The 20056-nt window shown below is 63.1% G+C and carries 16 protein-coding genes; 8 read left to right on the top strand and 8 right to left on the bottom strand.

The features are described from left to right. Positions 1-81 precede the first annotated feature (81 nt). The 7 genes from pknB to DW211_RS00880 form a co-directional block, all read right to left on the bottom strand. Positions 82-2049 carry a Stk1 family PASTA domain-containing Ser/Thr kinase gene (gene pknB / locus DW211_RS00910; RefSeq protein ID WP_118258677.1) on the bottom strand — a complete coding sequence of 656 codons (1968 nt, stop codon included), beginning with the start codon at positions 2047-2049 and terminating at the stop codon, positions 82-84. A 132-nt stretch (positions 2050-2181) separates the two neighbouring features. Further along, positions 2182-5052 carry an FtsW/RodA/SpoVE family cell cycle protein gene (locus DW211_RS00905; RefSeq protein WP_117797273.1) on the bottom strand — a complete coding sequence of 957 codons (2871 nt, stop codon included), beginning with the start codon at positions 5050-5052 and terminating at the stop codon, positions 2182-2184. Between the two features lie 16 nt (positions 5053-5068). After that, complete coding sequence (locus tag DW211_RS00900; protein WP_118258675.1) at positions 5069-6868, bottom strand: Stp1/IreP family PP2C-type Ser/Thr phosphatase; 1800 nt, start codon at positions 6866-6868, stop codon at positions 5069-5071. Then, entirely contained in the window at positions 6865-7281 is a 417-nt protein-coding gene (locus DW211_RS00895; RefSeq protein WP_006235180.1) for an FHA domain-containing protein, read from the bottom strand. Before DW211_RS00895 ends, DW211_RS00900 begins: the two co-directional genes overlap by 4 nt. Before the next feature lie 6 nt (positions 7282-7287). Next, positions 7288-8301: an FhaA domain-containing protein gene (locus DW211_RS00890; protein ID WP_118258673.1), complete on the bottom strand. Its 1014-nt coding sequence runs from the start codon at positions 8299-8301 to the stop codon at positions 7288-7290. Beyond that, entirely contained in the window at positions 8298-10151 is a 1854-nt protein-coding gene (locus DW211_RS00885; protein ID WP_117655891.1) for a serine/threonine-protein kinase, read from the bottom strand. Before DW211_RS00885 ends, DW211_RS00890 begins: the two co-directional genes overlap by 4 nt. A gap of 144 nt (positions 10152-10295) precedes the next feature. Next, entirely contained in the window at positions 10296-11012 is a 717-nt protein-coding gene (locus DW211_RS00880) for a hypothetical protein (RefSeq protein WP_118258671.1), read from the bottom strand. Between the two features lie 116 nt (positions 11013-11128). Between DW211_RS00880 and dnaX the strand changes: the two genes are divergently transcribed. From dnaX to DW211_RS00865, 3 genes are read left to right on the top strand one after another with little or no spacing between them, the layout of a single operon-like run. After that, positions 11129-13612 (top strand): DNA polymerase III subunit gamma/tau, encoded by a 2484-nt coding sequence (gene dnaX, locus DW211_RS00875; protein ID WP_158568457.1) that lies wholly within the window; start codon positions 11129-11131, stop codon positions 13610-13612. A gap of 54 nt (positions 13613-13666) precedes the next feature. Continuing rightward, positions 13667-13927 carry a hypothetical protein gene (locus DW211_RS00870; RefSeq protein WP_117817911.1) on the top strand — a complete coding sequence of 87 codons (261 nt, stop codon included), beginning with the start codon at positions 13667-13669 and terminating at the stop codon, positions 13925-13927. Further along, positions 13920-14192 carry a DUF4160 domain-containing protein gene (locus DW211_RS00865; RefSeq protein WP_118258667.1) on the top strand — a complete coding sequence of 91 codons (273 nt, stop codon included), beginning with the start codon at positions 13920-13922 and terminating at the stop codon, positions 14190-14192. The genes DW211_RS00870 and DW211_RS00865 overlap by 8 nt, the downstream gene beginning before the upstream one ends. A gap of 25 nt (positions 14193-14217) precedes the next feature. Here the strand turns inward: DW211_RS00865 and DW211_RS00860 are convergent, their stop codons facing one another. Beyond that, a complete protein-coding gene (locus DW211_RS00860) occupies positions 14218-14694 on the bottom strand; it encodes a hypothetical protein (protein WP_118258665.1) in 477 nt (158 codons plus the stop codon). Positions 14695-15033: 339 nt separating this feature from the next. Here DW211_RS00860 and DW211_RS00855 point away from each other — a divergent pair, with 339 nt between their 5' ends. From DW211_RS00855 to DW211_RS00835, 5 genes are all read left to right on the top strand, one after another. Continuing rightward, the gene (locus DW211_RS00855) at positions 15034-15354 is read left to right on the top strand and encodes a YbaB/EbfC family nucleoid-associated protein (protein WP_118258663.1); all 321 of its coding nucleotides are present in this window, start codon (positions 15034-15036) and stop codon (positions 15352-15354) included. Between the two features lie 13 nt (positions 15355-15367). Beyond that, positions 15368-15964 (top strand): recombination mediator RecR, encoded by a 597-nt coding sequence (recR, locus tag DW211_RS00850; protein WP_089573257.1) that lies wholly within the window; start codon positions 15368-15370, stop codon positions 15962-15964. Between the two features lie 244 nt (positions 15965-16208). Continuing rightward, a complete protein-coding gene (locus tag DW211_RS00845; protein WP_118258661.1) occupies positions 16209-17114 on the top strand; it encodes a hypothetical protein in 906 nt (301 codons plus the stop codon). Beyond that, complete coding sequence (locus DW211_RS00840; protein WP_118258659.1) at positions 17111-18955, top strand: hypothetical protein; 1845 nt, start codon at positions 17111-17113, stop codon at positions 18953-18955. Before DW211_RS00845 ends, DW211_RS00840 begins: the two co-directional genes overlap by 4 nt. A gap of 3 nt (positions 18956-18958) precedes the next feature. Further along, complete coding sequence (locus DW211_RS00835) at positions 18959-19897, top strand: FHA domain-containing protein (RefSeq protein WP_022094220.1); 939 nt, start codon at positions 18959-18961, stop codon at positions 19895-19897. Positions 19898-20056 lie beyond the last annotated feature (159 nt).

Here is a 20056-nt window from a genome sequence, read left to right as displayed (position 1 = left end):
GCCCGTTTGCAGGGGGAGCAAACGGGCGCAATTGAGCGAATGTATTTACGTCAGCAGCCGCTGTGGGCAACGTCTTGATGACTAGTTGGTCGTACCGGAATCGCCGCCCGTGCCCGAGCCCGAGCCCGAACCCGAACCCGAGCCAGAAAGTGCAACCGTCAGCGTAATCGTGCTGTCGGTGGACTGCTTGCCGGTGGGGGAGACGCCCGTAACGGTGGCATCCTCGTTACCGCTCACGGGATTGCCGTTCTGGTCACAGAAGCCAATGTTATAGAAACCGGCGTTGTTGAGCGCGGTAACGGCGGCGGAAATGCTCTTGCCGTATAGGTTGCCCGGGACGGAGGCCTTGCCGGACTTCTTGGCAATGACGACGGTAATCGTGGCGCCGGGCTTCTGCTTGCCGCTGGGGTTCCAGCTAATCACGGTGCCCTCGGTAACCGAATCGTTCTCCTGGTAGCTCACGTCGACGCCAAAGCCTGCCATATCGAGGGCGTTGCGCGCCTGAGCCTCGGTCATGTCGGTCAGATCGGGGACGGAGGTGGTGTCAGGACCGCTGGAGACCTTGTACGAGATGGTCGTGCCCTTCTCGACTTCCTTACCGGGTTCGGTGCCCTGCTCAAAGACCTGGCCCTCATCGGCCTCGTTGGCCTCCTCGGAGGCGTTGCCCTTCAGGCCAACGCTTGCCAGCGCGGCTTCTGCCTGGTCCTTGGTCAGGCCGACAAGCCGGGGAACCTCAACCTTCTCGGAGGGCTTGGGGCCCTTGGAGATTACCAGGTTCACCTTGGTGCCCTTGGCCTTCTTGGTTTTGCCGTTGGGCGTCTGCTCGGCGACCTTGCCCTCGTCGATATCGTCGTTGTAGCTTTGGTCGATGGTGCCGACCTCGAGGCCGGCTTCCTTGATCTGCTCGACGGCAGTCTGCTGGTCCTTGCCCAGCACATCGGGCACGGTGACCTGCTCGCCGCCAAAGAGTCCTGTGGCAAAGGCCACCACGATACCGATGACGGCAACGGCCGCCACCACGGCGGCGATGATCTTGTTCTTGTTGGATTTGGGCTTTTCGACCTCGTAGGAGCCGGTGGAGCCCGAAACCGAGCTACGGGCGGTATTCTGGCCGCTCACGCCCGAGACGGGACGCACCATGGCGCGCGTCTGATCGGAAAGCTCGCGAGTCTTGGTGGCGCCCAGTTCACCGGGGGCACCGATGATGCGTGTGGGCTCCGAGATGTTTACGGCACGGCCCGACAGGTAGCTGTTGAGCACCTGACGCAGCTCGTCGGCGGTCTGGAAGCGGTTTGCCGGGTCCTTCTCCATGCACTTGAGGATGATGCGCTCAAGGTCGGCGTCGACACCGGAGTTGATCTGGCTCGGCGGAATAGGCAGCTCGTTGACCTGCTTGAGTGCGACCGAGATGGCGTCGTCACCGTCAAAGGGAACGCGGCCGGTGGCGCACTCGTACATCACGACGCCCAGCGAGTAGATATCCGAGGTGGGGCCGAGGTCCTGACCACGGGTCTGCTCGGGGCTGACGTAGTGGGCGGTCCCCAGCACGTTGTTGTCTTGCGTGAGGTGGCTGTTCTTGGCGCGCGCGATGCCAAAGTCCATCACCTTGATGTTACCGTCGGGCAGCACCATGATGTTTTGCGGCTTAATGTCGCGGTGGATGATCTCGTGCTTGTGGGCGACCGAAAGCGCGGAGCTGATCTGCGAGCCGATCTGGGCGACCTTCTTGGGGTCGAGGGCGCCGTGGCTCTTGATGCCGCTCTTAAGGTCGGTGCCGCGCAGGTACTCCATGACGATGTAATAGGTGTCGCCGTCCTTGCCCCAATCGTAGACGCCTACGATATAGGGGGAGGAGAGGCCGGCTGCTGCCTGGGCCTCCTGCTTAAAGCGTGCGGCGAAGGTGGCGTCGCCGGCATACTGCGGCAGCATGATCTTGACGGCCACCGTGCGGTCAAGGACCTGGTCCTGTGCACGGTAGACGGTCGCCATACCGCCTGTCCCCACCTTATCCTTGAGGAGGTATCTTCCCCCGAGGACCCTCTGTTCCATTCCTGCTCCTAACATAACTATTCGCTCAACGATGTGTGTAGTACCTACGATGTGGCCGCTGGGGCCGTGTGGCGCGTTGCCGCTAACTCTTCGGCCGCGGCGCGCCTCGGGTGTCCGATTCGATCATGGGCATCACGCTCCCTGTGCGGCGAGCGCCGCGGTCAGGACGATGCCGGCAATCTTGGCCGCCTTGACGTCGTGTTTGTCGTAATCCTCCAAGGCCACCGAGATGGCGACCGTGGGTGAATCATAAGGTGCAAAGCCAACGAACATCGAGTTGACGTTGGTGCCGCCGGTCTCGGCCGAGCCGGTCTTGCCGGCGACCTTGACGCCGGGGACCTGGGCATCGGTGCCGGTACCGGACTGGACGACGGCGAGCATGGCCTGCTTGACCTGGTCGGCCGTGGCGGAGCTGACGGCCTGACCCAGCGAGCGGGACTGCGTGGTCTTGACCACAGTTCCGTCCGGGGCGAGTACCTGGGCTACAAAGTACGGGTCCATGACCACGCCACTGTTAGCGATGGCGGCGGCAATCACGGCGTTTTGCATGACGGTGGTCTGCGGCCCGGGCGTGTGGTCCATGCCGACAGGCTGGCCGGCGCCGGCCCAGGCGGTCTCCCACTCGGTCATGAGCGACGGGTCGGCCATGATGGAAGCCGCGGAGGTCAGGTCCTGGCCGAGCTTTTGGCCGTAGCCAAAGGCGTTGGCAAACTGCACGAGCGTGTTTGCGCCAACTTCGTTTGCCACCTGGCCAAAGACGACGTTGGAAGACACGGCAAAGGCCTGCTGCAGGCTGATGGTGCCGTAGCTCTCGTTGGCATAGTTGGTGACCGGCGCGTTGCCGATGTCCATGGAGCCGGGCGCCTGGTAGGTGCTGGTAAGGCTGGCGGTGCCGGTCTCGAGTGCCGCGGAAAGCGTAACGACCTTAAACGTGGAGCCCGGCGTGTACAGCGCGTCCATGGCGCGATTGTACATGGAGCCGTCCTCGCCGCCGCCCGCCTGCAGCAGGGCGTCGATGTTGGTGTTGTCATAGGTGGGCGAGCTGGCGCATGCGAGCACCGCACCGGTACGCGGGTCGATGACCACTACAGCGCCCTTAAAGCCCTTGAGCGCCTGCTCGGCCGCCGTCTGGATACGCGAGTCGATGGTGAGCTTGGCGGTGTTGCCCGGCTGGGTCTGGCCCGCGAGCGACGCGATGGCGTTGTTCCAGCTGGAGTAATCCTTAGAGCCGGTGAGCGTGTCGTTCATGACGCTCTCGATGGCGGTGGTGCCATACTGCTGGCTCACGTAGCCAACCACGTGCGCTGCCAGGTTGCCGTTGGGGTAGGAGCGTACGTAGGTGCCGTCCTCCTGCTGCAGCGACTCGGCCAGCGTCACGCCGTCGGACGTGATGATAGAACCGCGCTGGATGTACTTGGAGCGGGCGATAGTGTGGTTGTTGGTCGGCATATCCTGATAGTCCTTGGCCTTGATGACCTGGACATAGGTGAGGTTGCCGATAAGGATGGCGAACAGCGCCGTAAAGGCGAGCACCGCACGGGTTAGACGGTTGGCGAGCGCAACGCGGCCGAGCACACCGGATTCAGGCGTGTCGAGCAGGCGACGGCGCATGCGCGAGCCGACGGAATGGCTGCCGCTGCCGTAGGAAGACGAGGTGGCAAAGCGCGTGCCCGTCGGGGCGGCGGCGGATGCGACCTGATCATCGGTGATGGCGGTCATGGTGCCGGTGCCAGTAAGCTCGGCCTCGCGTCCGGTCGCTTCGTCACCGGCGCGCAGCAGGAGCGCGACGATGATAAAGCTTGCCAGCAGTGAGGAACCGCCCTGGCTCATAAAGGGCAGGGTGACGCCGGTCAGCGGGATCAGGCGGGTAACGCCGCCCACGATCAAGAAGGCCTGGAAGCTGATGGCGGCCGTAAGGCCCGTGGCGCTAAAGGCGGCGAGGTCGGATTTAGCGCGGGCAGCCGTGGTGAGGCCACGCACGGCAAAGAGCATAAACAGGATGAGCACGGCGCCGCCGCCCAAAAGGCCCATCTCCTCGCCGATGGCAGAGAAGATAAAGTCGGACTCGACGACAGGGATGTTGTTGGCCATGCCGTTGCCGATGCCAACACCGACCAGACCGCCATCGGCAAGCGAGAAGAGCGACTGGACGATCTGGTAGCCCTGGCCCTGGGCGTCCTTAAACGGATCGACCCAAACCTGGAAACGCACCTGAACGTGCGACAGGAACTTGTAGGCGCCCACGGCTCCAACGGCTAAGAGCGCAAGGCCGATAACGACATACGAAAAGCGCCCCGTGGCAACGTAGAGCATCAGCAAGAAGATGGTGTAGAACAGCACGGCCGAACCCAGGTCGCGTTCGAAGACGACGACGAGCAGGCACACACCCCACACGGCAAACAGCGGCAGCAGCAGTCGCAGGCGAGGGATCTTAAAGCCCAGGATCTTGCGGTTGGAGATGGAGAGCAGTTCGCGGTTCTCGGCCAGGTACCCGGCCAGGAACAGCACGATAAAGACTTTGGCGAACTCGCCGGGCTGGATGGTAAAGCCCGCGATGCGAATCCACAGCTTGGAGCCCGAGATCGTGGTGCCGATAAAGATAGGCAGCATCAGCAGAATGATGCCGATAATGCCAAAGGTGTACTTGTAGCGCATGACTACGTCGAGGTTCTTAACCAACGCGAGCGTTCCCACCATCAGGGCCACCGAGACAAACAGGATGATGAGCTGTGAGATCGCGAGAGCGGGTGCGAGACGCGTCACGAACGTGATACCGATGCCCGAAAGCACAAAGACAATGGGCAGGATGGCGGGGTCGGCACCGGGCGCCAAGATGCGCACGGCAATGTGGGCCGCAGCAAAGGCGGCAAAGAGGCCGATCGGTACGGCGAGCGTCTCAAAGGAGATGGCAGCGCCCGCGGTGAGCACGTACATCGCATACAGCAGGATGACGGGGAACGCCGAGGCGATGAGCAAGAGCAGCTCGGTGTTGCGGCGACTCATAAGCGGCACTCCCTTTCTAATTCTTATCGGAGGCTTCGGCCTCGGCGGACTGTTCGGCGGTTTTCTCGGAATCTGATTCGGAGGTCGATCCCTGATTGGTGTTGTCGCGAATCGTTTGCGCGTCGATCACCTGGCGGGTCTGCTCTTCATCGATCTGGTGGCGGTACTTGGATATCGTGTCCTGCGCATCGTCGACACTTGTTTGCGGAATGCCCGCCTTGAGGCGGTTTTGCGTGTCTTCGGGCAGGTCGGACAGCTTAATGCTGGTTTCGCTTTCGAGCCAGTGGAGCTTGAGTCCGAGCGGCTTGCCGGGCAGGCCGCGCCAGACGGCGACATTGCCCTGGTAGGTACCCAGGTAGTACGAGCCGGTGACACCCGTGTAGGCCCAGATGCCAGCTGCCAGCACAAAGACGAGGGCCAGGATGGCGGCGATAGTAATGTTGCGGCGACGCACGCGCTGCGCCTCGCGCATAACGCCATCGTCAACCAGGTCAACGACTACTACGGTCACGTTGTCGTGGCCGCCGGCGGCAAGCGCCGCGTCCACTAGGTTGTCGACGCAGATTTGCGCGGTTGAGGACTGCGTGGCGATGTTCTCGATATCGCTATCGGGAATCATGCTCGAAAGGCCGTCGGAGCACAGGATCAGGCGGTCGCCTTCCTCGATATGCAGAGTGAAGTGGTCGGCATACATGGCGGGGTCCGAGCCCAGCGCGCGGGTGATGACCGAACGGTTGGGGTGGACGCGAGCCTCATCTGCCGTGATCTCGCCGGCGTCCACGAGCTCCTCCACGTAGGAGTGGTCGCGGGTCACGCGGATGAGCGTGCCCTCGTGGAGCAGGTAGGCGCGAGAGTCACCCACGTGGGCGATGGCGAGCGTGTCGTTTTCGATATAGGCGCAAGTGGCTGTGCAGCCCATGCCGGGCTTGCCTAGGCCGTTCAGGGCAGCCTCGATTACGGCGGCGTTGGCGGCCTCGACGGCTGCCGCCAGGCGTGCGGCGTCGGCAGACTGAGGAGCTGTCTTGGCGATGGTCTCGACAGCGATAGAAGAGGCCACCTCGCCGGCGGCGTGACCACCCATGCCGTCGCATACGCAAAAGAGCGGCGACTGCACCAGGTAGGAATCCTCATTGTGCGGGCGCACACAGCCAACGTCGGAGCGGGCGCCCCACATGAGTTGCGTGGTGGTGCCGGCATCATAGGTCGAGTCGGTCTCGATGCGCTCCTCGGTCAGGGGCTCAAAGCTCATGGTCGAGCCGGGGTCTTTGAGCTTGGCCTCAACGGCGGCAACATCGATTTCGGCTGTGTCACCGGGAGAGACGGTGTCGGTCTCGGCGTTTGATTCGGAATCGCCGGTGTCCGGGGAGTCGGACTCCTCGGACACGCGGGCGGTCGACTCATCGTCTTGCGGGCTGACGTCTATAGGCTCGGGCGTCGGCGTAGACGCGGACGCAACCTCGGATGCCGGGGCTATGGGAAACGCCGGCGCGGCGGGCTCGGGTGCCGCAAACACCGCAGCGCTCTCGTTGATTGCCGCGGCGACGGGCTCTGCAAAGTGAGCCGGCGCCGGGGTTGCTTCGGGCGCTGTGGGCTGTTCCGCAGCATGTGCGCCGATGGGCGCCGCTACGGCATCCTCTTCGTCCTCGTTATCGGCGAGATCCGAAATATCATGCGTTACATGCGAAAGAGGCAGGGAGAACACGGTGTCCTCGGGCTCCACGGGTGCGGAGCCCGCCGGAGCGGCGTGGGCCGGCGCAGCTGTGGCGGCGGCCGGTGCCTCGGTCATAGTTGCGGACTTGTTCTCCTCGTCGATCATCGACGGTTCACCTTCATGACCACGTCGCCAATCTGGACTTCGTCGCCCTCACGCAGCGTCGCGGGCTCCACGAGCTGGCGGCCGTTGACGAGCGTGCCGTTAAGCGAGTTGAGGTCCTCGATGATGAGCGCCGGGCCCTGCAGCGAAAAGCGCGCATGCGAGGCCGAGACGAACGGTTCGTTGATGCAGATGTCCGAAGATGGCGAGCGACCGACGATGACGGGGCCGAGCATGTCTACGTGGATGCCACGGATGCCGCGCGGGCCCTTGTCCACATCGATCGTCCAGATAGCCGAGTCGCGGCGCTGTCCGCGCACAAGTCCCACGCCGGTCTTCATGACGGCGAACAGGAAGATATAGAGCAGGGCGACCAGGACGATGCGGCCTGCAAAAAGGACGATATCGATGTTCATAAGCGACTATCCCCTAAATTCAAAGGTGCTCAGGCCAAACGTCAGCAGATCGCCGTTGCGCAGCGGGCAGCGCGTAATGCGGCGGTTGTTGACGAGCGTGCCGTTGGTGGAATTGAGGTCCTCGATCGACCAATCCGAGCCCGTAAAGGTGAGCTGGGCGTGGCGGCGCGACACGTTGGGGTCGCGCAGGGCAATGTCGGAAACTGAGCGCTCGCGACCGATAGTCACCTGTGCGGAGGTGATGCTATGGCTCTCGCCGCTCACGACGTCGACGAGCTGGGCGAGCGGGCGCTGCGGTGTGCGAGTGCTCGCCATGTTGGAGGCGATGCCGGCTGCGGCGCCTAGGCCCACGGCGGCACCGGTCGCGGCGGCTCCGCCCATGCCGGCAAGCGAGTCGCGCGAGACGGTCTGCGGCACCGGGATGGGTGCGGCGGCGGGGTCGGGGACGCTAGGCGCGAAGGGGTCTGCCACGGCAAGCGGGTCGGGAGCGGCGGTGCGAGGCGTCGGCTGCTGCTGGGGCATGGCAGCGGGGCGCTGCTGCTGCGGGGCAGCAAACTGCTGCTGGCCGGCGCGCGGGGCGCTGGCGGCACGGCTTGCCGCGGAGTTGTTCTGGCCCAGGCCGTTTTGATAGGCGCGCTCTTCTTCGTACAGGCGGCCGAGCGTGGGGGCATCGACGTTCTCGGCAAAGACCGAGAACTTGCCGGCGCGCAGCTGCGGATCGATCATAAAGCGCACGAGGGGCTCGCCGACAAAGACATAGCGGCGCTTTTCGGCCTGCGCTTTAACAAACTCGCGGACCTCGCGCGAAAGCTCGGGGTAGAACGGGGCGAGCATGGGATCGTCGTCGGCGGCGATCAGGATGGTATAGAGTGCCGGCGCCGTGTTGACGCCGTTGATCACCAGAGTCTGATCCTCCATGTCGCGAGCGGCCTGCTTGGCAAGCTTCTTAAAGGAGAACGGGGCACGGGTGGCACCGAAGATGCCGGCCACGTGGTCCTCGAAGATGTTCAGGAAGTTCACGAAAGATCACTCTCCGTATAGGTTCTTTGGTATCCGAGCAAATATAGGCATATCCCAACGATTATAGAGGATAGGGTTCCCGCAACTGCCGCCTTGGCGGCGACCGCGGCTGCAAGGCTGGCAATTTCCATATGGTGTGCAAGACAGGATGCCGCTGCGCAGCCGATGCCGGTGACGGCGATGGCGGCGATTGCGGCAAGGTTTGAGCCCTGGTCGGCACGCTTGGCATGGGCATTGAGCAGTGCAGATGACGCTGCGGCAGTTGTCGCGACCAGCACAAAGGCAGCCCAAAGGAGCGGGTCTTCCAGCGCTGCGGCAACGTTACCGAGCCCCAGCACGCCTCCGGCTGAAAGCGCGACCGTCGCCAGACGGGCAAAAAGCACGCCCATGCCCGTTGCCGCGGCGGCGCTTGCCGGGCCGAGCCAAAATGACGCGACGCCGGCGGCGACCCCAGCTGCCAGGAAGGTATTGCCAGTCAGACAGCCAAGCGCGAGTGCACAGGTGAGCGCGGCGCTCGCGGCAGCCTCGGTGCGACCCCAGGCGATCCACCAACCGGACATGGCAGCGGCAAAGATCACCGCGACGGGCAACATCGACAGGATGCCCTGCGCCTGCATGGTGGCGTTGGCCATGAGCACCAAAAAGCCCACAGCCGAGATGGCCGAGCCGATCTGGGGGGCCAGGCCAGCCGCCGCTCCGATCGCGATAGCCGCAATGACTAGGCCGGGAAGCGCCGCGACCCCGGCCGTTTGCATCAGCAAAAAGCTAAAGGCGCCGCACGTTAGCGCCGAGATAGCGTGCATGGTGTAGTCGCGCGCATGGCTCCAGCGCGTGCCCGCCCAGCCGAGCGCGGGGTCGACCTCGATGGCGTCGTCCTCGTAGTACGACGGCTCGATATCGTCGAGCTCCTGCTCGTCATCCGAAAGCTCGCCAACCATTTGCTCCAGACTGCGACGGCCCTCGCGCACGCTGCCCAGACCGGCAAGGAGTTGGTCGCAAAATGCCTCGATGCTGTTGGGGCGGTCCTGCGGCATGGGGGAGAGCGCGCTCATGAGCGCGGCCTCGGCTCCCGGGGGAAAGTGTGGTATCAGCTCGCTGGGATAGGTGGCGCCGCCGATGATGCGGTCGAGCGAGTCGGCGGGCGTGGCCGCCATAAAGGGAGCGCTGCCGCACAAGCCCTCATAGATAACGCAGGCAAGGGCAAAGACATCGGCGCGTTCGTCGACCGTGCCGGTCTCGATATCGAGCTGCTCGGGCGGCATGTAGCCGATGGTGCCGCCGCGCGAGCCGCCAAAGCCACCGGCGGACGACAGTCGCGCCATGCCAAAGTCGGTGAGCTTTACATTGCCCGAGTGGTCGATGAGCACGTTGGCGGGCTTAATGTCCAGGTGGAGTACGCCATTGCTATGGGCGAAGGTGAGCGCCTGGCCCAGGGCATCGGCAATGGCCGCGGCCTCGTCAAAGGTGAGCGAGTGGCCGTCCACGCGATGCAAAAACTCGGCCAGCGACATACCGTCGACATACTCCATGACCAGGTAGGCATAGGCGGTGTCATGCGTAAAGTCGATGACCTGCACGATATTGGGATGTTGAAGCATGGCGGCAGTGTGCGCCTCGCGCAGGACATCCATGATGTCGCTGGCGGGCATGCCGGCGCCGTTGATAAGGGGGATGCGCTTAATGGCGACGCGGCGGCGCAGGTGCGTGTCGCGGCAAATCTCGATGGAGCCAAAACCGCCGGTCGCAAGTGTCTCGAGCGGCTGGTACCGCTTGAGCAGCTCGCGAGAGCTGGTGCCCTCCAAAGGAACGTCCGGCGAGAACCGGGCGGTATGTTGCGAGAAAAGCGGCATGGCCAACCCTCGTGCGTTTAAAGTTCGTTTGCGAGTGGCGGGCGCGGAGCCGAGCCGTTCGCGGTGGCATAGATGCTGCTAGTGTAGCACGCTCGGGCGGATGGCGAGGATAACGGGACGTGAGGCTGCCTGTCTGGCTTGGCCTTAGTGCTTCTTCTTGTTCTTCTTCTGCTTGCGCTGCTTGCCCTTGGTCTCCTGGGGCTTGTCGCCCTGCTTGGCCTCGGCGGCGGCCTTCTCGGCCTTCATTTTCTTCTTCTTGGTCTCGATGCGGAGTTTTTTGTTGATGCGGGCCTTGAGGAAGGGACCGAACTGCTCGGCATCGCCACGGACGAAGGTGTCCTTGGGGATCGTCACGCCCTGGTCGGCGAACATGGCCACAAAGATGCGCTCGCCGTCGAGTACGTGGTCGAGCTTGTCAAACGGGAAGAACTGCGACTTGCCGCTCTTGCCCCAAACCATCAGGCCGTCCTCGTTGGCGGCGACGCGGCGATAGCGGCCACCCATGGACTCGTCGGCCTCGACGGCGTCGATAAAGTCGCGGGCGAGCGTGTGGTGCAGGTTCTTGCTCCACCAGGCCAAAAAGGCGCCGAACACGATCAGCACGACGCCGAACTTGATCCAGCTGCCGCCGGCCACCAGCATGCCGATGCCGATGAGCGCGGCAATCACGGCGGCGACGTACAGGGAGCCACGGCGCCTGGGCGAGGCGACCAGGCGCGCAAAGTCGGTGACGAGGTCGTTTTCGTACTGATACTCGTTGAGGTACAGAATGCCGTCATCGGCCGCGGCCTGCGCCTCGAGCGCGACCTCGACCTGGTCGGCTGCTTCGGAGGGAATGAGGTTGCTCTCTGCGTCTGCCATGCTCTTTGGACTCCTATCGCGGCGGGCTCGCCGTACGGGTTATTATGGAATGCAGTATGCCGTGCGACCGCATGGCCGTCGCGGCAACAAGTCTCAGTATACCCGGGGGAGCACCCATGGAATCGTTGTACCGAAAGTATCGCCCGCTCACCTTCGACTCCGTGGTGGGCCAGCAGCATATCGTCTCGACGCTCGAGCACGCTATCACCGAGGGACGCCTGTCCCACGCCTACCTGTTCTGCGGACCGCGCGGCACGGGCAAGACCACCATGGCGCGCATCCTTGCCAAGGCGCTGCTGTGCCGCAATGCCGAGGCGGCGCGCGCCGAGGGTGCAAGCGGCTGCATGCCCGACGGTACTTGCGAGGAGTGCGAGCTCATTGCCGAGGGCAACCACCCCGATGTCTACGAGCTCGATGCCGCAAGCCGTACCGGCGTGGACAACGTGCGCGAGGAGATCATCAACTCCGTCAACTTTGCCCCGGTGCGCGGCAAGTACAAGATCTATATCATCGACGAGGTCCACATGCTCACGACGGCGGCGTTCAACGCGCTGCTCAAGACGCTTGAGGAGCCGCCGGCACACGTGATCTTTGTGCTGTGCACCACCGACCCGCAAAAGATTCTGGAGACCATCCTCTCGCGCTGCCAGCGTTTCGATTTCCATCGCATCGGCAACGAGGATATTGAGCATCGCCTGGCATACGTATGCGAGCAGGAGGGCTTCGATTACGACGACGAGGCGCTCGCCATCGTGGCGCGCCATGCCAAGGGCGGCATGCGCGACGCGCTCTCCACGCTGGAGCAGCTGAGCGTTTTTGGCAACGGTTCTGTGCATGCGGACGATGCCCGCTCGCTTTTAGGCGAGGTTTCGGACCAGATTCTGGGCGAGTTTTCCCGCGCCATTGCCGATCGCGATGTTGCCGAGCTCTATGGACTGATCCGTGCGCAGGTCGAGGAAGGAAACGACCTGCTGGAGCTGACGCGCGACCTGGTAGCGCATGTGCGTGACGTGTACGTTGCCTGCGTTGCCGGTGCCCGTGCCGAGCTGTTTGAGGGCGGCTCCGAGCAGGCCGAGGCGCTTGCTGCCGAGGCCGCTGCCTTTGGCGAGCATCCTGCCGACCGCCTGGCCCGCGTGCTGACGGTGCTCGACGATGCCGCACTGGAGATGAGGGGCGCGAGCGACGTGCGCCTGGTGCTCGAGATTGCCTGTACGCGTCTGGCACGTCCCGAGGCTGATTTAACGATTGAGGCATTGGCCGAGCGCGTGGCGCGTCTGGAGGCCATGGTTGCCAACGGCGCCGTGCCGGCGAGCGTGGCTGCTGCTCAGGCCACCGCGCCTGCAGCATCCGTACCCGCTGCTGCCCAGCAGCCGACGCTGATCTCGGGTGCCCGAGCCGCTACTCCGGCGGCATCTGCTACCACCGCTGATACGTCCGCGCGCCAGGGCGGTATGCCTTGGGACCGTGGTGCTGCCGCTCCGGCGGCTCAGCCTGCGCCCCGTTCTGCGTCCGTGTCGGCTTCCAAGCCTGCAGCGTCTGCACCTCAGTCTGCGCCGGCTCCGACGCCTCAGCCCGTTGCAGCCCCCGCGCCTGCCACCGCTCCGGCACCTAAGCCCCAGCCCAACACCGCCGCCCAGGTTGCTGCCGCTGGTGCCGCCGAGACCCCCGCGGTCGAGGATGCCGGTGAGCTCCAGCGCAAATGGGCCGAGGTCGTCGAACGCGTCAAGGCTCGTCAGGCCTCCTACGCAGGGCTTTTGCTCAATGCCCGCGCCACAGCAGACGACGGCTCCAAGCTCACGGTCTCGTTCCCCGCGGGCTCGACCTTTGCCATCAAGATGCTCGGACGCGCCGACACGCAGTCGGTGGTCCTGCCGACAGTCAGTGCGGTCTTCGGTCGTCGCACCGTCGACTACGTCCTGGATGGAGGTGGCACGCTGGCTCCTCAACATGAGGAGCATTCTCCATCTGCACGGGCTGCGGCATCTGCGGACCCGCAACCCGTGTCCTCGGCGGCCCCTGCATCCTCGAACGTCAGCGCGACGCAGCCAAAAGCGGCACCGGTAGCGGCACCGACCCCGTCGGCGCCTGAACCCGCTGCGCCCAAACAGGCTGCTCCGGTCCCCGTGCCCAAGCCCGCCGCCGCGCCTGCGCCCAAGTCATCCGACCTGGGCAAAGCCCCCTGGCTGCGCTCCGACAACCCCGCTGGCGCTCCTGCCACGGGCAAGCTCCCGACCGAGCCCGCACCCCGAGCGCCCGAGCGCGCGTCCGCTCCCAAGGCTCAGCCGTCTGCGCAGCCTGCACCGTGGGAATCCGAGCAGGTGCCCTACGATGACGCCATGGTCGGCGGCTTTGCAGGCGATGCGAGCGGGGACGATCTGCCTCCGTTCGACGTGCCGGGTGCGACGCCCGCGCCCAAGCCCGCTGCAACTGCCCCCAAAGAGGAGGACGCTCCTGCAGCTCCCTGGGAGTCCAACCCCGGCGCGGGCAGTCCCTTCGGCCATCAGGGCGCAGCCCCAAGCATCCCGCAGACCGAGGACGAGGCCAAAGCCCTCATCCGCAGCGTCTTCGGTCAGTCCACCATCTTCAAACCGGTGGAGTAGCTGTACAGGCGGGTATACTGCTCAAGAAGAGACGTCTTTGAACGGAGCGAGCTTATGATGTGGGAATATGTCCGCCTTGAGGACGATACGCAAGTTTCGTATTCCGAAGTCCGGGAGGACAACACGGTGAAGGTTGTTGTGGAGCGCCCGCGCGATTGGGGTTTTGACACGGCGGAGTGCATCTTGCCGGCATTCAATTGGGTGTCACGCGAGGGCTTTAGCGAAGCGGACCTCAAAGAACTCGATGATTTCGTGCGCAACAATGCCCCGCTCATCCTGCGTTTTGCCTACGAAGGCGGACGAGTCTATGCCTAGTCTGTTTCGACTCGGGCCGTACATCATCTTTTTCTGGACGGGGGAGAACGGCGAACCTGTCCATGTTTACGTTGCGGTCAAGCACCCCACTGCCGAGGCAACCAGGATATGGCTTACCCGCTCCGGCGGATGCAAGCTGGCCCATAACAAGGGCGATATTCCTGCTCGGGATTTACGCGATATCATGCAGTTTGTTTCATCTAACCATGCGCTGATTTGCAAACGCTGGAAAGAAACAACCGGTGGGCTGTCGTTTTACTGTTGAGAATCGCTTGCTGGGCTTAGGACCCCTAGCCCTTTAGGGGCTCTTTATCCGGGCGCATTTGAATTTCGGACATGTGTAGCGTGGTACCGCGTGTCTCGCATTCGAGCAGGCAGATGCGTGACGGTCGGCCTAGGGTGCTGAGGTCGACACGATACGTCGCGCGGCTGTCCGTGTACTCGACTTGCTCGGCGTCGAGGGTTGCTCCGATTGTCAAGAAAGCGCCTGGTTCGGCACCGACAATCTTGGAGTCCTTTATCTTGACCTTGAACTCTTGGTAGAGGGACGGGCTGTTGTAGTAAATGGTTCGGGTTCCATCGGTGCACTCATCGGTCGCTTCCCATTTGACGGTGGGCTGGTCCGAGCTGGTTATCAGCAGTTCTGCTCCAAAGGCTATAGCATGGGTGATGACAACCAGCAATGCCCAGCCGACAAAGAGATAGAGAACCACATATGCAACGGGGTGTTTTGAGCGGATGTTTTGGAGCGCGTCGGGGGCATTCATGGGGCACCTCCAAATTGCTATCTATGACAATCAAATTATACCCTGCCGCCATGTGCTCCGCCTCGAGCAGCGGTTTGGCATTTAGCTATTTAGTGGCACACATGAAATGCCGGATTCGGCTCTACTAGATTGAGTATGCGATATTATGCAACCTTGCATAATTCGGCCTTGCATAATCTTTGCGCGTGGTTTGTATTGGAGGACATGTATATCGACTGAGGTAGCGTGTCCGCCCCGCTCTCTGGCTTCGCGCCGTGGTACGATTTTTGAGTTTGAAAGTCCCGCCGTGCTCCGGCTGCCCTTGCAGCTCGGCGTGCGGCCGCACGTAAAGGAGCCATCATGGCCGGTATGAACATGCAGCAGATGATGAAGCAGGCTCGCAAGATGCAGGAGCAGCTTGCCGCCGCGCAGGAGAACCTCAAGTCCCAGACCGTCGACGCCTCTGCCGGCGGCGGCATGGTCAAGGTGACCGTTAACGGCGAGATGGAGCTCATCAACCTCACCATCGACCCCGATGCGCTCGATCCCGAGGACGTCGATATGCTGCAGGACATGATCATGGCTGCCGTCAATGAGGCCGTCCGCGGCGTCAACGAGCTCGCCAACAAGCAGATGGGCGCCATCACCGGCGGCCTCAACATCCCGGGCATGCCGTTCTAAGACTCGCATATATATGAGTGCCAACCATAGCCTGCAAAAACTGCTCGATGAGCTGGGTCGCCTGCCGGGCATTGGCCCCAAGTCGGCTCAGCGCATCGCCTATTACCTGTTGGAGGCCGACGCCGAGGAGGCACGCCGCCTGGCCGAGGCCATCCTGGAGGTCAAGCAGGAGGTCCACTTTTGCAGCCGCTGCTTTAATTACGCCACGGCCGACGAGTGCTCCATCTGCCAGGATTCGATGCGCGACACCACTCGCATTTGCGTGGTGGGCGAGCCGCGCGACGTCCAGGCAATCGAGCGCACGGGCAGCTACCATGGCCTCTACCACGTATTGGGCGGCGTGATCAGTCCCATGGACAAGATTGGTCCCGAGCAGCTGCACATTCGCGAGCTGCTGGCACGCTTGGGCCACGAGGACATCCACGAGGTCATCATCGCCACCAACCCCAATATTGAGGGCGAGACCACGGCGAGCTACCTGGCCCGCACTATCAAGCCGCTGGGCGTTGAGGTATCGCGTCTGGCGAGCGGCCTGCCCGTGGGCGGCGACTTGGAGTATGCCGACGAGCTTACGCTTGGACGCGCCATCGAGGCCCGTCGCACGATTTAGGTGGCGAGCCTGCTCCTGCCGTATGTCTTCATTGCGACGCACGGGGTAGTCATAATTCCCCGTGCGACTGTAAGTTTGTTGTGCAACAAAGATGCTTTATATCCGCTTATCGCATGGATGCTTCCACTCGCATCCTTAATTTGCCCATTCGTTGCGCAACCTTTTGGGTTCGCTGATACACTCAAATATGGATTCGAATGAATGCGCCGCTCCCGAGCGGCGTGTTTTTGTTGGAGGAGAACGCATGCGGCCCGGTGGCACTCAGACAAAGCGCGGCGCCGCGATGCGCATGCGACGCCGACTGGGCTTGGCGCCGCGGGCGTACGCACTGCTGTCTTGCTCGCTGGTACTGGTCATAGCTGGCGTTTCTGTCTATGGCATGACCGTGCCGTCCATGATGCAGGCGCATGCCGCACGCGAACCGCGCGTGGGGCATGAAGTCAAAAGTGATCTGGGCACCACGACTGGATATGCTTGGGCAAGTGTGGTCGCGCATATTGTGTTTGGCACTGACGACGCGGACGGCGCCGAGGCCCCGGACAACGAAGTCACGCTTGCCAATGGCAAAACCATCGTGCTCACCAACACCAAGATCATCGATCGGTTGTCCAACAATAGCGTGGCGGCAACGGTGAATAAGGTCGAGCAGCAGAAGGAGCAGGACGCCCAGCATTCCGGAAAGCCCGGTAGCTCGGATACTTCTGGCTCCGGCTCGGATTCATCGAGTTCGGGCGGCGGCTCTGGGTCGGGTTCCTCTACCGGAGGGTCTGGAAACGGCGGATCGACGGGCGGCAACACTGATAACGATGCAAGCTCCGGTGGCCTTTCCGCTGCTGAGGAAGAGAGCATTCACCGTTGGCTTGTGACCAAGTACAACATGCTCGACGGCTATGTTTCTCGTGCCAATGACGTGGTTTCGACCTATAACTCTACGGGAGATCCCAGGCCGTGCGACAGCCTGGTCGGGGAGATGTTTGTCATTCGAGCCGAGTTCGGTCGTCAGACATTCTCGCCCCGGTCAAAGTGGTATCAGCAGTATGCCAATCTGTGGGGTTGTTACACCAACCTATGTCAATGGGTCGGCCATTACGGCGATGATGACGTCGCGCTCGGTAACTTCAACAATAACGTGGCGGCGCTTGCCCTATGATGACCGATCTTGCATCCACCACACCACAATCGCTCGGTCGCGATCCCATGGTCGGCCTGCGCCTGGCGCGTGTCGACGGGTTTGAGCCGGCCATTGCGCTCGGTCAGGACGAACTGCCTGCCTATCTGCGTCGTTTTACGATGCTGTTTGCCGACGATGCCACCATGCGCCGTGGCGGCATCGGCCGCGTAACGCGCGCCGTCAACGCCCAAGGCGAGGCCGTGGCGCTCAAGCAGCTCATCTTGCCGACGCGCGATGAGTTTGACGACGATGCAACTCACGAGGCACTGGTCGCCAAGTTCAAGGCGGCGTTTCGCGAGGAATATGAATGCCATCGCGCCCTTTCGGGCCTTAAGGGCTTTCCCCGCCTCTATGGCTGGGGCGAGGTCGACGGTGTGCCTGCAATTGTCATGGAATGGGTCGAGGGCGAGACGCTCGCCCGCTTGCGTTCGCGACTCGCCGTGGACGATGCCGGACGCCTGTCGCCGCTTGTGGCGGCGCGTCTGGGTCGCGACCTGTTCGATCTGCTCTGCCGTATGAGCCTGGTGGGTGAGGGCTTTGTCCATCGCGATATCTCGTCCGCTAATATTATGGTGCGTACGGCGCGTCTACCGCTTGACCGGCAGCTTGCCGAGGGCACCTTTGACCTGTGTCTGATCGACTTTGGCTCGTCGCTGGCGCTCGAGCCTGCGTCGGCCGTGGCCGGTACCGGCGGCAAGGCGTCGTTTACGGAGCGTTATGCCACGCTGCGTCGCGCGACGGTTGCCTATGCCCCGCCCGAGATGCTCACCGACGATATTCCCGACCTGCGCGCTTTGCGTATGTCGCCGGCGATCGACGTCTATGCCGCGGCAAGCACGGTTTACGAGCTCATTGCCGGCGTCGCGCCATACGAAGCCGCGCCGAGCACTTCGGGCACCTCGGGTTCGCGCAAAAAGACACGCGACATCGCGAGCCCCTACCGTCTCAAGATGGACACGCGGCCCGACTATCCCATTGGTGCCCATGCGCCCGGTTGTGATTTGACTCAGCTGCTTCGTCGTGAGCCCGATGTGGCGCTCGCCGCGGCCGAGCAGGCCCAGCAGCTAGGGCTTGAGCCGGATTCCGAAGAGCTACGCGATGCGCTGGCGTTTGTCGATGCCCAGCTGTTCGACGTGGTGATGGCCTGTCTGTCCAGCCATCAAAAAGATCGTCCCGAGCCGGCGGCGGTCGAGGCGGCGCTCTCGGCGTTTTGTGACCACTATGCGCAAAATGTCGGTCGTTCGCTCCGCGGCGAGCCGCTCACGCCGTGCCCCATGGATGCGTCCGGCCGCGCGGTTCGTCGCGCGCTGATGGTCGGCGCGACGGTCGCCTGCGGCGTGGTTTGGGCTGTGGTCGTGGTCTCGGCCGCGCTGCTGGCGTCGGGCGCTCGCGTGACGGTGACTTTGGGATCGCTCGTGTGGTCTGGGCCGCTACCGGGTATTATTGCCGCACTGGCGTTGGCGCTGCCAGGCATAGCCGGCGTTGCCGCGGGGGCACTTGCGCGCGATCGGCGCTCGGGGTTCCTGCAGGGTGTGCTTGCGCTTTCTGCCTGCGAGGTTCCGGTGCTGGTTGTGGCTGTATGTAGCGTATTTTCCCAACGCGCCGTGATGGGTGGCCTTGTTGCCGCTCTGGTTGCAACCTATACGCTTACGTGGTTTTTGCTTGCGATGGGCTTTGCCTTTGAACTTCCCGTTTCGGCACCGCGACGCACAAAAGCCCAGATGGCGACTCCGCTTGCCGGTGGAGCCGCAGCTGCCCGTACTTTTGGCGGACCTGTCGAAGTATCGTCCGATTCTATTTCTACGACCAAGGAGGCCTAGGTCATGGCATCTCAAGTTGAGCTCACCCCATGCGGGGCCATGTTTGACATCTTTAAGCGCGCGGCGCATCTGAGCCATATCGAGCTGTGCGGCTTGGTGCTTTCGTCCCGTCCGCTCGCCGACGGCCGCAGCCCGCAGAGCCGAGCCGCCGATCGCTCTTGGGTTTCCCGCTTTATCGTTCGCGCGCCGGTCGGCACGCTTCAGCAGCGCTACTTTGCCGAATACGGTACCTCGGCTGCGCGTATTATGTCGCAACTGGCCCTGCGCCAGCGCAATCCCATGGACTCCACGGCTGTGATCAATATGGTGTGCGGCCCTGCAGGTGAACCGATGGTACGCGCGCTCGAAGAGTGCCACCAGGACACGAATCTCTATCGCAACGCGCTCGATCGCCTGTCCCAGGCGGCGGAACTCATGCCCGCCGAGCGCGCCGAGGCCGTGCTGGTGCTGTTTGTCGCCGTCGGTTGTTCGGCGGATGTGCGGTCCTCGGTGAACTATGCCATCGACTACGCGCACGCGACCTGTGGCGGAGGCACCTCCACGCCGCGTTCGCTTGGCATGTCGATGACCGCGGGCGAACGCGAACCCGCCCCGGCGCACCCCTTGGGCTTGCTGCGCGTACAAAACAGTTTTGTCGTGAGCGCCCCGCGCTGGATTCAGCCGAGCGAGCAGGGTGTTGAGATTGGCGCGCTGGCCACTGGTGAGGGCGATATTACCGACGTCGGCGACGATGTCTCGGCCCGCCATGCCCATATCTGGTGCGATGCTCAAAATATCTGGCACGTCGAGGACTTGTCGTCCACCAACGGAACCGTGGTGGTAAACGGGGCCACGCGCGTCTGCATTCAGGTCGAGCCCGGCCGTTCCGCCCAACTCAATCCCGGCGACGAGCTCAAGCTCGGCGAATCCACTACCTACGCCATCCTCTTCGGTGCCCTCTAGCCAGTCCCGCCAAATGGTCCCTCCGTCCCCAAGGGATCATTTTGCTCCCGGCAGTCACCCGAGGACCCGAGGTAAACCTTTACCGCCCGCCTATATTTGCCGAAATTACACTTGACGGCGGGGTACAATAAACCCGCATGCGGATTTCCGTTGCGGGCG

Origin of the sequence: Collinsella sp. AM18-10, assembly GCF_003471585.1 — a bacterium.
Lineage (GTDB): Bacteria > Actinomycetota > Coriobacteriia > Coriobacteriales > Coriobacteriaceae > Collinsella.
Note: the sequence above shows the minus strand (reverse complement) of the source record. Positions and strands in the feature narration are given on the sequence as shown.